Annotated in this window: 8 protein-coding genes; 6 read left to right on the top strand and 2 right to left on the bottom strand. The window is 43.2% G+C overall.

Annotation, left to right across the window (positions count from 1 at the left end; genetic code table 11):
• Window positions 1-61: 61 nt before the first annotated feature.
• The 5 genes from E0E36_RS07300 to E0E36_RS07320 all read left to right on the top strand — a co-directional run bounded on the left by E0E36_RS07300 (window position 62) and on the right by E0E36_RS07320 (window position 12,294).
• Window positions 62-3,568, top strand: coding sequence for a TonB-dependent receptor (locus tag E0E36_RS07300; protein ID WP_130855378.1), 3,507 nt, complete (start codon window positions 62-64; stop codon window positions 3,566-3,568).
• Between the two features lie 16 nt (window positions 3,569-3,584).
• Window positions 3,585-5,360 (top strand): RagB/SusD family nutrient uptake outer membrane protein, encoded by a 1,776-nt coding sequence (locus E0E36_RS07305; protein WP_130855379.1) that lies wholly within the window; start codon window positions 3,585-3,587, stop codon window positions 5,358-5,360.
• 120 nt (window positions 5,361-5,480) lie between these two features.
• Window positions 5,481-7,154, top strand: a complete 1,674-nt coding sequence (locus E0E36_RS07310; protein WP_130855380.1) for a DUF4091 domain-containing protein — start codon at window positions 5,481-5,483, stop codon at window positions 7,152-7,154.
• Between the two features lie 421 nt (window positions 7,155-7,575).
• Window positions 7,576-10,611 (top strand): SusC/RagA family TonB-linked outer membrane protein, encoded by a 3,036-nt coding sequence (locus tag E0E36_RS07315; RefSeq protein ID WP_130855381.1) that lies wholly within the window; start codon window positions 7,576-7,578, stop codon window positions 10,609-10,611.
• Between the two features lie 24 nt (window positions 10,612-10,635).
• Window positions 10,636-12,294 (top strand): RagB/SusD family nutrient uptake outer membrane protein, encoded by a 1,659-nt coding sequence (locus E0E36_RS07320; RefSeq protein ID WP_130855382.1) that lies wholly within the window; start codon window positions 10,636-10,638, stop codon window positions 12,292-12,294.
• 106 nt (window positions 12,295-12,400) lie between these two features.
• Here E0E36_RS07320 and E0E36_RS07325 read toward each other — a convergent pair whose 3' ends face one another.
• Together E0E36_RS07325 and E0E36_RS07330 are read right to left on the bottom strand one after the other, a co-directional pair.
• Entirely contained in the window at window positions 12,401-14,740 is a 2,340-nt protein-coding gene (locus tag E0E36_RS07325; protein ID WP_130855383.1) for a GH92 family glycosyl hydrolase, read from the bottom strand.
• A 285-nt stretch (window positions 14,741-15,025) separates the two neighbouring features.
• Window positions 15,026-15,757 (bottom strand): GntR family transcriptional regulator, encoded by a 732-nt coding sequence (locus E0E36_RS07330; RefSeq protein ID WP_130855384.1) that lies wholly within the window; start codon window positions 15,755-15,757, stop codon window positions 15,026-15,028.
• Window positions 15,758-15,867: 110 nt separating this feature from the next.
• On the opposite strand from E0E36_RS07330, the gene E0E36_RS07335 reads away from it, so the two are divergent.
• The gene (locus E0E36_RS07335; RefSeq protein WP_041387662.1) at window positions 15,868-17,223 is read left to right on the top strand and encodes a sugar porter family MFS transporter; all 1,356 of its coding nucleotides are present in this window, start codon (window positions 15,868-15,870) and stop codon (window positions 17,221-17,223) included.
• Window positions 17,224-17,227 lie beyond the last annotated feature (4 nt).

A 17,227-nucleotide genomic window follows, 5' to 3' on the forward strand; every position in this document is an offset into this window, starting at 1 on the left:
GCGCAAGTCAATTTGCCTAAAAAGTTAAATAAACTAATCGACTAACTTAATTTACAAATGTATGAATTTAACTATTCAATACAAAGCACCCTATTGGCCTAAAAGTCACCGATCTTCTTGGACTTTTTTTGGTTTAAATGTATTAAAAATCAGTAAGTTAACAATTTTTATATTACTGCTTTCATTACTGCAGGTGTCGGGTAAAGTGTTCTCGCAGGAAATTAATCTCTCGGTAAAAAACGCACCCTTAGCCTCCATCTTGAAATCAATCAGCAAGCAAAGCGGCTACCGTCTTTTCTATAATAGTAAGCTGTTACAGCAGGCAAAGCCTGTTACGATTAACTTACAACATGCTTCTTTGGAAGAAAGTCTTGAAAAAGCCTTAGCCGGTCAGACACTGGCCTATAGTATAGAGGACAAATCGATTGTCATTCGTAACCAAGTCGAGCAGTCAACGCCCCCTATACAAAGTGTGGTACAACAGCTTAGAGTTGGTGGTTTAGTGAAAGACGAAGCCGGCTTGCCCTTAGCTGGCGTAAGCGTTCAAGAAAAGGGGGTGAAGAATGGTACCTTAACCGATTCACAAGGAAGGTTCAGTCTCAATCTAAGTAAAAATAATGCCATGTTGGTTTTCACGTACCTGGGTTATACCCCAAGAGAAATTGCTGTTACAGAAAACCTAATTGAAGTGATTTTGGAACAAGATCTAGCCAACTTAGATGAAGTGGTGGTAGTAGGTTATGGAACGCAGAACAAAGCGCTTGTAACCGGCGCGGTTTCGCAGATTAGCGGTGAAGTGTTACAAAATCGGCCCATATCGCGTGTGAGCCAGGCTTTGCAAGGGCAGATGCCAGGTCTCAATATTATCACCGGTAGCAGTGGCGGAGCACCTAATGCTACACAGAATATCAATGTCCGCGGATTTACGGGACTGGGAACGACTGGCGGACCACTGGTCGTTATCGATGGTGTACAAGGAGGAGATATCAATGCATTAAATCCGGATGATATCGAGAATATTTCTGTGCTGAAGGATGCAGCATCCGCGGCTATTTATGGATCAAGCGCTCCTTACGGTGTTATCTTAATTACAACAAAACAAGGTAAAAAAGGAAGTAAACCAGCTATTACTTACAATAATACCTTGGGATGGGCCGCGCCGATCAATTTGCCAACCATGCTGAATTCACTGGATTTTGCCAACTTGTATAATGAGGCAGCGACGAATGGAGGGCGAAGTGAAATATTTAGTCAGGAAACGATCGATCGTATCATTGCTTATCAAAACGGATCCTTTAAGGACGAAACGATCGCCAATCCGCAACCCGGTGCAAATGATTATTATACCTGGGGGAATGGAAACGCTAACAATGATTGGTTTAAAGTATACTTTAAAGATCTCGCATTCAGCCAACAACATAATGTAGGTGTTTCCGGTGGTTCCGAAAATACCACTTATTACGTCGGCTTGGGGTATAACGATAGGGCCGGTATGTACAATTATGGTGATGATTCGTATAAGCGCTTTAACGTTCGTACCAACATCACCACATCGGTAGCGAAGTGGTTAGACTTTAGCTACCGTGGAAGCTTTTCAAAAGAACTTAGCAACTCACCTAATACCTATTCAGGAAAAACAGGAGGGAACTATATGCATCAGATCGCTCGAAAGTGGCCAAGTGTTCCCCTTTTTAATCCTGATGGCAATTATTCAGATGCCAGCGATGTATTGCTTCACCAACAAGGTGGACGATCCAAATCAACGCTTGACAAAGCTTTATTGACCGGCGAGTTTATCTTCAAATTGGCGACCGGCTGGACGGCGACGGTTAATTATACATTTGATGGGACATTCCAAGATCAAAACGCTCACACCAAGACGCTCTATTCAGTACGTCCAGATGGTTCGCAATACCAGATAGGTGGTACTTATCCGAACGGATTTAGCCGATCGAACTACCGTATTCAGCATCACATCGTCAACGCATTTACCAAATATGAAAAGCAACTGGACGATCATTTCTTTAGTATAATGGGTGGTTTTGTTCGTGATTACACGGACTATCAGCGTTATGCGGCCAGCAATAGCCAACTCTATTCCGATAATATCCCCTCTTTATCCGGAACTTATGGACCGGCACCGTCTATCAGTGATTTTACTCGAAAACTGGCTTCCGATGGTTTTTTCGGACGTTTTAATTACAACTATAAGCAAAAATATTTATTCGAATTCAATGGGCGTTATGATGGTACATCACGCTTTCTCGGTCCGGTTCGTTGGAAGTTCTATCCGGGCGTTTCCGTAGGATGGAATGTCGATAAAGAAATCTTTTTTGAATCGATTAAAACAACAGTCAATAGCTTTAAATTGAGGGGCTCTTATGGATCACTGGGCGATCAGGCTTTTATTGATCCGGACCCGAGCAACCCGAATTGGTACCCATTCTATCCAAGTTTGGGTACTTCAAGTCCACCGAGTACTAATTGGCTTTTTGGGGGTAACCAACAAGCAGCTGTGTCACCACCGGGCTTGATCAATCCGGATTTAACCTGGGTGACGACCACCTCGTTGAACATCGGAACCGAAATCGGCTTATTGCAGGATCGTTTGAATGCCTCCTTCGATTGGTATATCCGTAAAGCGGACGATTTTGCCGGGCCCGCCCAGGCTTTACCTAGTGTCTTAGGTAATACGCCTCCTAGTGCAAATAACGCAGCCATGGAAACGCGGGGCTTCGAATTGAGTTTACAATGGCGCGATCGAATCGGAGAGGTTAACTACGGTCTACGCGCAGTATTGAGTGATTATCGAGGAAAGGTAACCCGTTATCCGAATCCAACAGGTTTAAATAGTACTTGGTATGCAGGCCAGCAAATGGGCGATATCTGGGGCTATACTACTTATGGCCTTTTCCAAAATCAGGCAGAAATTGATGCGGCTCCCTCGCAACAGCGTATATCTGGCCAGACATGGAAACCGGGAGATGTACGATATGTGGATCTGAACAACAACGGCATTATTGATTTTGGCGACAACACGATTTCCAATCCGGGAGACAGAAGTGTTATCGGTAATAATACGCCCCGTTTCGCTTACGGTTTCACGGGGGATCTCAGCTGGAAAAATATCGATTTTATGTTTTTTATCCAGGGAATCGCAAAGCGTGATGCATGGGTTGGGTCCAATTATTTTTGGGGTATTGTGGGCGACGAATGGCAAAGCTCACCTTTCAACGTGCACCAAGATCGTTGGAGTCCGGATAACCCCAATGGCTATTTTCCGAAGTTTTACTTAACTGGCGAGAATGGAAAGAATACGCAGACACAAACGCGTTATTTGCAGAACGCAGCTTATTTGAGATTGAAAAATATTCAGCTGGGCTATTCACTGCCCAAGTCTTGGTTGGAAAAAATAGGTTTCAGTAAAGTGCGATTCTATGTCAGTGTAGAAAATGTTTTCACGATTACGGATTTGATCAAAACAATGGATCCCGAGCTGTCGATTAGCGATGCCAAGATCTATCCCTTACAGCGGACCTATGCAGCGGGTGTGAATTTGTCTTTTTAAAGTTTATTCAAACGATATGAAATTACTACAAACAATAGCTTTGCTTATGCTTTGCTGCTTTTTCTCCAGCAGCTGCCAGAAGGATTTGTTAGAGCAAACTCCTGAAACCAATATCAGCGACGCAGATTATTGGAAAACGGCTAACGACTTGAAGCTTTACGCCAATAATTTTTATAATACGATGTTACCCAATTATAATGGTTGGGGATCGATCGGTATTTATGGCTTGGATGCGAATGGCAGCGATAATATGATCGCTACCAGCTATAATTCAGCCTTAAATGGCGAAAGAGTTGTTCCTGGAACTGACGGCGGCTACGGTGCTTATGGCGACTGGGCGGCGCTTCGGAATGTGAATTATTTTTTGGCTAATTATAACAAAGTAAACGAGTCCTTCGATGTAATCAAAGCATATGTGGGAGAGGCACTCTTTTTCAGGGCATATTTCTACTTTGATAAATTGAAAAGTTTTGGCGATCTACCTTGGATCAATGTTCCACTAAACACTTCGTCGGAAGAAGTTTATAATGAACGTTTGCCTAGAAATATTGTAGTCGACTCCCTGATGAATGATTTGGACAAAGCCATCGCATATTTGCCTACAAAAGGTTCGGCGGAAGCTTCGCGTATCAACAAGGAAATTGCCATGCTCTTTCAAGCCAGAATAGCACTTTTTGAGGGCACTTGGGAAAAATACCATGCCGGTACACCTTTTGGCGTTTCTGGATCGGATGGAAGCAAATTCTTAGAAAAGGCTGCCTCCGTGAGCTCCGCACTGTTGGACAATAGTGGAGGGTACGGTCTAGCGTCGTTTTCGACCGATGATGATTATTGGCGTCTCTTTAACCAGGTAACTTATAGCTCCAACAATGAGGTTATGCTCTGGCGCGCGTATAATTTGAGCCTAAACTTAGGGCATCGCTGGCACCGCTATACCCCAAGTGGTGGAGGGAGAGGTGTAACCAAAGATTTAGTAGATGCCTATTTGTGCATAGATGGAAAGCCTATCGGGTCAAGTGATCTCTACCAAGGTGATGCAACCTTGCACGATGTCGTTGCCAATAGAGACCCCCGTTTAAAACAAACAATCTATGTGCCGGATGGCAGCCATATCATCACAGATAACCGCCCAGGTGGACAACCCGTTGTTATCTTCGAATACCCCACGTTTGATGTTGCTAACGAAAACAAATCGTTAACCGGTTATCAAGTGTACAAAGGCCATAATCCAGATTATAATCAACAACAGGATTTGGGTACTACCGGACAAATCATTTTTCGTTTTGCTGAGGCCGTTCTTATCTATGCTGAAGCTAAGGCCGAACTCCGGCAATTTACACAGGCAGATGCTGATCGAAGTATTAATTTGCTGAGACGGCGTGTTGGTATGGTCGATTTATCCGTTGCCAACATTGAACGCGATCCTAATTGGGAATTCGATGACATCAGTCCGTTGCTCAACGAAATTCGCCGGGAAAGACGTGTAGAACTTGCCTGCGAAGGGTATCGCTCGGATGATTTATTCAGGTGGGCCGCTATTGACGAGAAAATCAGTGGCTGGAAGCCCAAAGGAGCCAAAAGAGCACAATGGGAAGTAGCAGGGGTGCCTGAAAATATCGCTACGGCTGTAAGGAGCTTTCCTGTAGACGCGGATGGATATATCGAATATTATCAGCAAGTAGGTGCCTTAAATGCGGGGTATCAGTTTAAGCTTGATAGAGATTATTTATCACCCATTCCGCTTGATCAGATCAGTTTAAATCCAAAAATTAAGCAGAATCCCGGGTGGTAATTTTGATTGGTTGGTGGCAAGCTGTTCGAGAGAACGGCTTGCTTTTTTCTTTACATTCCATATTTATCAGGTAGTGTTAGGTCAAGCTACCATCAATTGTCAAATACTAAAACAAAAAACATGCAACTAAGAGAATTGATTAAAAATGGCTTAGCAAGCGTTTTGTTAAGTTTTGGAATCGTTGTTTCCATGAAAAGTGCTAATGCTCAGCTTTCTGCGTCTATGGTAGATCCTTTGGAGAAAATATTTCCCGAGACGGTCCTCCCTTATGATAGCTTCCATGAGATTGATGTAGCTAAAGGCGAAGTGGCGAGTGCTCAGTTAGTCCTTCGCAGTGGCGAAAACTTGGATCAAGTGGAGCTATCTGTGGACGCACCTGGTTTACCGAATGAAGGAATATCCTGCGGTGCGATTGGCTTTGTACGAGCGGGGCGCCAATACACCGATCCGGCGGTGGACAGACTCGTTTCGAATACAGGTTTTTATCCCGATCCCATATTGGATGATAAACCATTGAGTCTTCAGGCAGGATTAGCCCAGGCTTTTTATATAAGCATACCGATTTCTGCGGAAACGAAAGCAGGGACATATCCGGTAAAAGTGGACATTAGAACAAAGGATATGCAAATACGAAAAGAGTTTGCTATTCATGTGCACAATGTTCGTTTGGCGAAACAAGAGTTATGGGTAACCAACTGGTATAGTTTAGCGCCCGAACGCTTGGCTCTATTGAATAAAGGGGAACAAGTAAAATCCTTTGGCCCGGTATACTGGCGTTTAATAGAAACTTTGGCAAATAAAATGGCTGCTTATGGACAAAATACAGCGCTTATTTCACCGCTGGATTTAGCTATTTACAAAATGGAAGGGGAACATTTAAGCATTGATTTTTCAAGATTTGACCAAACGGTAGATATTTTTCGCAAAGCGGGTGTCTTAGGGAGAATTGAGGGTGGCCATATTGGTCAACGGGCGGGCAATTGGAGTAGTCCCTTTATTGTAAGGGTTCCTGAGCCTCTGGCCGATTCTACTCGCTTCAGGCAGTTGCCAATCGAAGACCCAAGAGCGAAGAACTTCTATGCCCGGTTCTTTAAAGCACTTATCGCCCACTTAGAAGAAAAGGGATGGTTAAGCGATTATTATCAACACATTGCCGACGAACCTACCGGTGACAACAAGGAATCCTATATTGCCATAGCAAGCTATGTTAAATCCATCGCACCGCAAATCAAAATTATGGAGGCCTGTCATAGCAAAGATCTAGCAGAAACAATTGATTTATGGGTTCCTCAACTTGATTTTTTAAATAAAGATTTCACGTTCTATCAAGACCGTAAAAAGGCAGGCGATGAAGTGTGGTTCTATACCTGCCTGTCTCCTAGAGGCAATTATGCCAATCGGTTTATCGATCTTCCACTTATAAAAACCCGATTGATCCACTGGATAAATTATAAATATCAGATTGATGGTTATCTACATTGGGGTTTTAATTACTGGAACCAAGATCCTTATGAGGAAACAACCGGCATCAATAGCGAAGGAGGGAATATTTTGCCAACCGGAGATTCCTGGATCGTTTATCCGGGTTATCAAAAATTGTATAGTTCAATACGTTTAGAAGCCATGCGAGATGGTATTAACGATTACACACTCTTGCAAATGCTGACAAAGAAGAACCCTGATTTAGCGAAGAAGATCATTGATAATATGGTGTTTAGATTCGATTGGTATGATACGAGTATCAAAAATTTTAGAGCGAGCAGGAAGGCCATGTTAAAAGCCTTATCAGAATAAATTATGGCAATATAATAAGGGCTTGGCTACTTTCTATACTGCCAAGCTTTTATTTAAAGAAAAAAACTTACGAATTATCGCGAATCTCGTTTACCTAAAGCCTAAACAAAGACCTAGTGGAACAGTAGGCATCTCGTTCAGAATGCGATAGAATTGAAAGTAATAAGGTTCATTTGCTTTTTCCTAACTGCTTTAGTTAATTATTCTGTGTCCTTCAACACCTAAGTCGACTTCCAAGCTACAGTGGATTTTAGAATGCGAGCAAAGACGATTTATATGACATCTTTGTTATGTTAAAATGATACAATAAAATGCCAATTTTATATAGGTTAAATATTTGTTTAACACCTAACTTGCCCGCATTAAAGCTAACCGCAAGCAGGCAGTAAATGGCTTGCTTCTCTTATAAGATTAATAATTTATGATAAATTATCTTAGGATAGGAGTTATGTCCTCCTTTTTATGTGTATCCCGAAGTATGCTGGTTTGTTTGATACTGCTGCTGCTCATTTTTCAAGCAAGTGCGTTCGAGGTTAAAGGGAATCTTTTGCTGCAGCAGGCAAAGTTTACAGGTACGGTAAAAGATGCAAAAGGCACACCGATTGTTGGTGCAAGTGTGTCCGTTAAAGGTACAAAAGTTGGAACATCTACCGATACAGATGGTCGATTTGCTATCAGCCTGCCAGCTGGAGGTGACCTCATTCTGGTTATTAATCACCTGGGACATGTAACAAGAGAAATACCACTTAGCGCCGGTCAGTCTAGTATCCAAGTCACCTTGCAAGATAGTGAGAAAGCGTTGGACGAGGTGGTTGTAATAGGTTATGGCGAAGTTAAAAAGCGTGATTTAACCGGATCGGTGGTTTCCGTAAAGGGGGAAGACTTGACCAAGGTGCCTGTAACGAGCCCCGCGGAAGCCTTGCAAGGCCGCGTACCTGGGGCGGACATTACGCGCAACAACGGCTATGCCGGCCAAGGGGCATCGATTCAGTTGCGTGGTAACCGATCGATCGCAAACCCTGAAAGCTCTAACAATGTACTTTACATTGTTGATGGTATACAAGGTGTCGCAGCACAGGATGTTGATCCTAATGATATCCAGTCAATAGAAGTACTAAAAGATGCATCTTCAACGGCGATTTATGGGTCGAGGGGGGCAAATGGCGTAATCTTGATTACGACAAAGAGAGGAGCCAACGAAAAACCGAGACTAAATTACAATGCCTATGCCGGTGTCTCGAAAGTAGCGGGTTACGGTGAGTTTATGACCGGGCAGGAATATGTTGATTTCCGGCGTGAAGCTTACCGTGCTGTTGGAACGTGGAATTCGCCCGCGGATGACAATAAAATTTTGAATCCACTTCAATTGCAAGCTTTTCAAAACGGACAATTCACCAATTGGAGTGACCTTTTACTGCACAATGGTTTCCAACAAAATCATCAACTCAGTGTGAGTGGTGGAGGGAAAAATACCAAAGTGTATTTTTCCGGTGCTTATTTTCAGGAAAAGGGTTTGCTAAAAATGGACGAATATAAACGTTATTCCGGGAGATTGAATATCGATCAAACGATTAACAGCTGGATGAACGTCGGCTTGCAATCGCAATTTGCTTACATTGACAATGATATCCGTCGTGATCCGCTTAACCAGGCGTCCAAAATAGCACCGTTGGGACTTCCTTACGATGAAAATGGTGAATTCAACTTGTTCCCCTTGCAGGGAACGTTAATCAATCCTTTAGCAGATGAACAGCCTGACGCCTATAAACGGAACACCAAATCCAATCGAGCTACTGTTTCCGGTTACATTGAGTTGAAGCCGATTAAAGATTTGTCGATTAAGTCAACTTTTGGTGCGATCTTTTCCACCTCGGAAGCAGGTAATTTCTACTCAAAAAATACCATCGATGGAAAAGGTTCCCGTTCGCAAGCCTCCATTACCAATAACCAAGATCGAAACATTAGCTGGGAAAACGTTATTACCTACAATAAGCGATTCGCAGACCACTCTTTGCAATTAACAGGCGTAACAAGTTACCTTTCGTGGACTAATACCAATAGTTATGCAGGTGGTAATAACCAACTATTTCCTTCCCAATACTATTATAATATAGGTGGAGCAAACCAAAACCCTTTCTATGGAAGTGGTTATGTGGAAAGCAAACTATTATCATTTAGCGGTCGGATTAACTATAGTTATAAAGGAAAATATCTGTTAACGCTAACCGGGCGAAATGATGGATCATCCAAATTAGCAGCCGGTCACAAATGGGCTTTCTTTCCGTCGGCCGCTGCAGCATGGCGTATCGTGGATGAAGATTTTATGAAAAATCAGCAGGTATTCAGCGATTTGAAGCTTCGAGTTAGTTATGGTGTGTCAGGTAATGATGTAATCAGTCCTTATGCTACGCAGAATTCCGTGGTAGTGCAGAACTTTTCTTTTAACGATGCCAATGCTGCCAATGCCTATGTCATTAATGGACTTATCGGTAACAATACCTTAAAATGGGAACTAACAAAAACGATGAATATCGGGGTAGATTTTGGTCTTTTTAACAATATAGTGACAGGTAGTGTTGACTACTACCACGCGAAAACCGACGATTTGATCTTCCCTTACACCTTACCGCTTTCTACCGGCGTCACCACCGTGAATAGGAATATAGGAAAAACACAAAATAAAGGGATTGAATTAAGTCTCACTTCCCATAACATCCAAAAGAACTCATTCTCCTGGAATACTAACTTAACCTTTGCACGTAATAATGAAAAAATTGTTGCTTTACCGAACGGCAATGTGATTGCAGATGACTATCGCGAATCGCTGATCGTAGGTCAACCGGCTCAGATTTATTATGACTATAAAAAAATAGGCATTTGGCAATTAGGAGAAGAAGAACAGGCCGCCCAATATGGTGCCGAACCGGGTGATATCAAAATCGCGGACCTGAATAACGATGGGAAAATCGATGCCTTTGATCGTACGATTATAGGCCAGCGCGTTCCAAAATGGACAGCCGGCTTAAGTAATGATTTGCGATTTAAGGGATTTGATTTGAATATTCTGTTGGTAGCACGGGTTGGCCAATGGATCAGTTCCGATTACTATGCCAAGTATAAAAGAAATGGCTTAGAAAACGGCGCACGCATCGACTACTGGACACCTGAAAATCCAACGAATGAGTATCCAAGGCCGAATGCCAATAAAAACTCCAATTACGTAACTACGCTTACCGAGCGACAAGCATCTTATGTAAAAATCAGAAATATCACATTGGGTTATAATTTTCCCTCAGCCCTTATAAGCAAATGGAAGTTACAAAGCCTTCGGATATATGCTTCGGGTAAAAATTTGCACACTTTCAGTAGCTTGAAGGATTTTGACCCTGAAGGCGAGGGGGTTATAGATCAACCCTTAAATCGTCTGTTCGTTTTCGGTCTTAATGTTGGATTTTAATGAGCGCATTGCGCAACAAAAATTATGAAGAATTATCTTGAAATTGCAATCGGAAAACCTAAAGGCCTATGTGCCCTTTTTCTTTCCTTCTTATTGGGATCTTGCTCTCTGGATGAATATAATCCGGGCGGAGCTACCGTCGAAAGTTTATTCAATACACCGGAAGGGATTGAAGCAGCGGCCAATGGCACCTATACTTACAACCAAAAAATATATGGAAAAGAACAAGGTTATGCCTTGCTCGAAATGGGGACGGATATTTGGACAGGAGGGGCTAATAGTGGCAATTCCGGAACAAATGGTGTTTATCCCCAGCCTCCTTTAATGAACTATCAAGGCTTGATTTCCGACAATGTATGGGTGAAGTCCAACCTTTGGCAACCTTGTTATGCCGGTATCAATTTAGCCAATACCGCATTGAAATATCTTCCGGAAGCGGGGGTGGAAGCTGTTAAGGCTCCGGTCTTAGAAGCAGAGTTGCGTTTTATGCGCGCTTGGTATTATTGGCATTTGGTAGAATCATTTGGCGACATTCCCTTCACGTTGGAACCGACTGAAAGTATTGTTACGGTCGCCAATCGCACGCCGGTCGATCAGGTTTATGAGCAGATTTTTATAGATCTACAATTCGCGGTGGAGCATGCACCGCTAAGCAATACCGATTATGGGAAAATTACCAAGCCTATTGCTGAAGCGTTTATTGCGCGTGTTTATTTGACTAGAGGTCGTTATCAAGAAGCCTTAGATCATGCCCAACATGTGATTAACGACTATGGCTTTAGTCTGATGCCGAATTATGCTGACCTTTGGAAAATGGATAATGAGAAAAATCAGGAAGTTATCTGGGGGTTGAACTATTCAACCAATTTGGAGTTCAATGAAGGAAGTAATGTGGGACATTCGATGTATTTGATGGAATATGATACACAGCCGGGAATGCTACGAGATGTCAACAATGGTTATCCAAATGTGCGCTATATGCCCACCAAATTTTTGTTGAATTTATTTGATGAGCGTATAGATGCCCGTTACGAGGCGTCCTTTAAAACTACTTGGTTTTGCAATGAAACGGATGCCGGAAAGAGACCGCAAGGTATGAACCTCGGTGATACGGCTATTTTTTGCAGTAAATATGTGATTTCATCAGATGCTCCTGCAGGCAAAGCTTATAAAATTTATGATATCAACGATGTTTATCGGGAGAACGGTATACCGGCAGATCGCTTTCATTATATTTCCTTGAAAAAGTTTGAAGATCCTACCAGGGCGTCTGCGAACGAAACAGAAAGTGCCAGAGACGTTTTCATCATTAGACTGGCAGAAATGTATATGATTGCTGCCGAGGCCGAATTACAGTTGGGTAATCAGGCGGAGGCAGCGAACTATATAAATATTGTCAGACAACGTGCAGCGTTGAATAAACAAAACTCCCAAGAAATGATGGTAGTCGCGTCAGCAGTGACGCTCGACTTTATTTTAGATGAACGAGCGAGGGAGTTCGCGGGTGAACAGCTGCGTTGGTTTGATTTAAAACGAACTAATAAATTGGTCGAGCGGGTACAAGCCCACAATCCCGATGCGGCGCCCCATATTAGAGAGTTTCATAAAATACGGCCGATTCCACAAAGTGAGCTGGATGCAGTCACTAATAAAGATCAATTCAAGCAAAATCCCGGCTACTAAAGGAGCTTAGGCCTTGTACGAATAGAAAATAGGTTCATATAGAAACAGCTCTCCATTGGAGAGCTGTTTCTATCTAAATATAACGACAATGCATCGTTGTTAAATTTCACGATCGAGGTACCATATTCAATTCTAACGTGCCACCCTTAATAAGTGCTTCAAAAGGAAGTTGAAGGGCCTCCAAGACCTTTCCATTCAGCTTAGCAGACTTCGTATAGCAGGGTCCATTTTTACTTCGTTTAGTCTTTATCGTAAATTTCCTTGATCGTTCAGCAAGTGGCAGATTGATGACTACCTCATCAAATAAGGGCGTACCGATCTGTAAAGAGGGGTTGGGAGCTGTTAATCCGGCGACATCGAATAATCCCATACCGGCCAAAACATACCAAGCACCCAACTGCCCTTGATCTTCGTCTTGGCCATAACCATAACCATGTATACCGTCAGTACCATAAAATTCATCACAAATAGCATGCACCCACTTTTGCGTTAGGTCGGGCCGACCGGAAGCGTGAAAAAGCCAAGCGACATGAAGGTTAGGTTGGTTTCCATGGTTGTACAAACCCTGTATACCCGCAAAAGCATCGATTTCTTTACCGCCGCCAAAGACATTTTTTTGCGATTCACGGAAAATACTGTCTAAACGATCATTAAAGGTTTTTTCACCGATAAGATCCACCAGCCCTTTAGGGTTGTGAGGTACGTAAAAGGTGTACTGCCAGGCATTTCCCTCCTGAAAGCCCCGCCACGGAGCAAATGGGTCAAAATCCTGTAAGAAATTGCCCTCCTCATCCTTCGGTCTGATAAATTTTGTGCTTGGATCATACAGCGTTTCCCAGGCCTTAGCCAAATGCGAGAACCTTTTGAAATCCGCCTTTTTACCTAAAGATTTAGCGAATTGAGCTGCAGCAAAACTTGAAAAAGCATACTCAAGCGTATGAGAAGCACCAAAAGGTGAACCATGTAGATTCAATTCAGGCTTCCCGGTGTCATCCGCGATATAAGGAGAGAAGCCCTTTTCTACAAAGACGCCGACATCCAGCTTTCCGGCACCTGGGATCCGCTTTTCACTTTCCAACTCATTTTTCCGCACGGCCTCATAAGCAAGCGCTACATCGTAGTTCCGCAAACCAACGTTATAGGCAGCGGCAATAGCCAATCCGGTGAAATTAGTCCCTACACCTGAAACAAACTTGCTGGTGGCAATCCCGTCGCCCAGCCAACCGGCATCTTTATATACGAGCAACTGACTTTGAATCCAATCTTCGTAGTACTCGGGATAGGCAATTGACCATAGCTGTGTCAGATTCCAAAAAGCCCCCCATATCGCGTCGGTGTTATAATGTGCATGTATCGGCTTTCCTACCTCATCTAGCGGAATCCGGCCAACATTGCCGTCATTTTTAGGATAAGCCCCATTAACATCGCTTGCTAACCCCCTGCCCAAAAGCGCATGATACAGGCCGGTATAGAATTTTACCTTATCCGCCTCTTTGCCTCCATTTACGTGAATTCTGCCAAGGTACTGATTCCAACGTTGATATGCACGTTGTTTGGCATCCTCAAACGAAAGATTGGAAGCCTCAGCGATTAAATTCTCCCGGGCATTTTCCACGGAGGTGTAGGAAAGTCCTACTTTAATGTTGACTTGCTCGCCTTCCCGTGTGCCAAAGCGTAGGTAGGCACCCACGCCTTTACCCTCTGCTTTCTGCTGTCCTTGATAGCATAGGCTGTCGGTGAAAGTGCCGAAGGAAGTGGGCCTTTTATCCAGTTCAGCGTAGAAATAGAGGGTTACATTCGCGTTCGGCTGATACTTCTGCACGTAAGCCGGCTTCGTAACCACGTAACCTTTAACCACTTGACCTTCATAATGAACAGAGGCATCCACTACGGGCCCGCTTTCACCCATTTGATGACCAATATCGAAAATTATGTTCGCCGAATCTGTTGCGGGAAAGGTATAACGATGAAAACCAACCCGCTCGGTTGCCGTTAATTCTGCCGTAACTTTATAATCTTTTAAATAGACACGATAGTATCCCGCCGTAGCATATTCGTCTTTTTTGTCGAAACGCGATCGATAGCCGCTTTCAACCTCTTCTAATTTACCGGGGCGCGTTTGTAAAGTGCCTACTGTAGGTGCAAAAACAACACCGCCGATTTGAAACTCGTGAAAATTAGGAAAGCCCTCGATCGATTGATGCCGCTCGTCGTAACCAACTGCTTCCCAGCCCGATGGATTGCCATAACTTCCATTGGTGCTAGGAGCTAACTTGGCCATACCAAAAGGTACCGCGGCAGGTGTATAAAAGAAATAACGGCTGTGAGCAGTACCAATATTGGGATTAACGTATCGGGTAAGATCTTCTACCTCTTGGGCCTTTAAAATTGTAATCCAATTAAGGGAGATAATGAATAGATAGCATAGATTTTTTATATTCTTCATAATTAAGCTTAAATAGATCTAAGCGATTTTTTACGATCAACTTATTATTGTATAAATTATGTATGTGTGTACATACTATGCAAATATAGTAATATCTTCTTATGTATCAAGTGGCATGCAAATGAAGGGAGGCCTCAGCTTACCCTTTGTTTCCTTTAAAATCTAGCTTGTATGAGCAAACTTTTTTAAATCGAAGTCTTCATTAGTAAATCATGAGTGAGCGATGTACCTATGACAGAAGAATACTGTTTTTTAATTTAAAATAAAGGAAGACAGGGTTTTATATCAATCACGTCGACTTTCTACCGTGAAGGTAAAACTGTCGGCGCGGTAATAACCTAAATTGTATTCGATTGGGCGGCCCGCTCGGTCGAATACAAATCGTTTTCGGAATAAGATAGGATCGCCCTGATTAATCTCTAATTTGTCCGCAACAAATTTATTGGCCGCTTTTGCATTGATTTCTTCTTGCGATAGGTCCGCTACGATATGATAATCCTGCTCAAGTATTTCGTAGAGGGGGCGTTTAAAGTCCTCATCGCCCGTGAGTCCTACGCGCGGATGGAAATAAGAAATAAAGTAGACAAAAGGATCATCTTTTTTTCCCCGTAAACGCTCCAGTTTCAATACTTTTCGATCTTCTTTTAATTCAAAGAAATCGGCAACATGCGGTTCGGGTAATACCCAGCTCACGTGCAATTCAAAGTTCTTGACTTCAATGCCTCGGTTCTTCATCTCCTGGGAGAAGCTCAGCCAGTTTTTCGATTTTGAGCTGAATTTGGTAGAAGCCACTTTCGTACCGACACCCTTCTTGCGGATCAATAACTCTTCGTAGACTAGCTTATTAATGGCCAAACGTAAAGTTGTACGCGAAATGGCCAATCGTTTGGCCAATTCTACTTCGTTGGGCAGCAATTTGCCCTGCTGGTATTCCGGTGATTTAATCAGTTCTCGCAAGAGCATTTCGGCCTGTATATGCAAAGGAACCGCACTTTTATGATCTATCTGAAGTTTCATTTTCTCCATTTGGTAGGCTAAAATAAGATTATTTGCAGAATTAAAAAAATAGGCATATGTTTGTATGTGTGTACATATTAGATGTATGTACTCTCAAACCAAAAAGAATTATGAGGATATACCTGCTTTTTATTATTGTAGTTGTTTCACTTGGAGGCTTCCTGTTTGGTTTCGATATGGCCGTGGTTTCGGGCATTATCCCGCTGATTAAGACAGATTTTGCACTCAGCGCTTCTCAGGAGGGATTGTTTGTGTCATCTGCGCTAATCGGTTGTATTGTAGGTGTCGCCTTTGCCGGTAAATTGAGCGACCGTTACGGTAGGAAGTCGCTTTTGATCGCGGCGGCAGCACTTTTTTTTCTGTCGGCAATAGGGTGTAGTTTGAGCCCTGATTTCTTTACCTTGTTAGTAGCGCGGTGCTTGAGCGGTGTTGGCGTGGGAGTTGCTTCCATTGTGGTACCACTGTATATCGCTGAGGTGTCACCTGCTTCTTTGCGCGGTCGTATGGTTACTTGCTATCAGTTGGCGGTTACTATTGGCATTTTAATAGCTTATCTCAGTAATGCGGCAGTGCTCCAGTACAATTGGCAGTGGACTGATGGCTCGCACTGGCGCATGATGTTTCTTATGGGGGCTATACCGGCCCTGCTGTTCTGGTTTGGACTTTATCGTATTCCTGAAAGTCCGAGATGGTTGATGCAAAAGGGGAGGGACGACCGAGCGGCGGAGGTGATGCGACGTCTACAGTTAACTGAAGTGATCAGTACTGCATCATCGCCCGAGCGGATGATTAAGGTGTCTCTTTGGAAGCCTGTGTACCGTCAGGCCCTTCTGCTCGGCTTGTTATTACCCCTATTTTCACAATTGAGCGGTATTAATGCCATCATCTATTTCGGCCCGACGATCTTAGTGCAATCCGGGCTTTCCTTAAGCGGATCCTTGCAAACGCAAATCTATTTTGGTTTAGCTAATGTCATTTTTACAGGAATCGCTATTTGGAAAGTAGATAGCTGGGGGAGACGTCCACTTTATCTCGTCGGTTCTGCCGGTGCTACAATTTGCTTGCTATTAACAGCTTGGTTCTTAAATGTTAACATGGAAAACTATGGATGGTTGCTGGCACTTCCCATTCTTGGCTTTCTACTCTTTTTTGCGTTTTCCATCGGGCCACTCAAGTTCGTCGTAGCCTCCGAAATATTTCCAAGTGCTATCCGTGCAAAGGCGATGGCCTTAAGCGTGTTGGTGATGTGGATCGCAGACGCCATCGTTGGTCAATTAACACCCATTATGCTCGACAGTTGGGGAGCTGCTTGGACCTTCCGCTTTTTTGCGGTCTGCTGCGCAATCGCCTTTTTCGCGGTGTACTATCTTTTACCGGAAACCAAAGGAAAAACGCTGGAAACCATCGAAACCTATTGGCAGGAGAAATTCAATCAAAACAGACGCGGGGAAAATAACAATAAATAATAAC

Source organism: Olivibacter jilunii, assembly GCF_900607235.1.
Classification (GTDB): Bacteria; Bacteroidota; Bacteroidia; order Sphingobacteriales; family Sphingobacteriaceae; genus Olivibacter; species Olivibacter oleidegradans.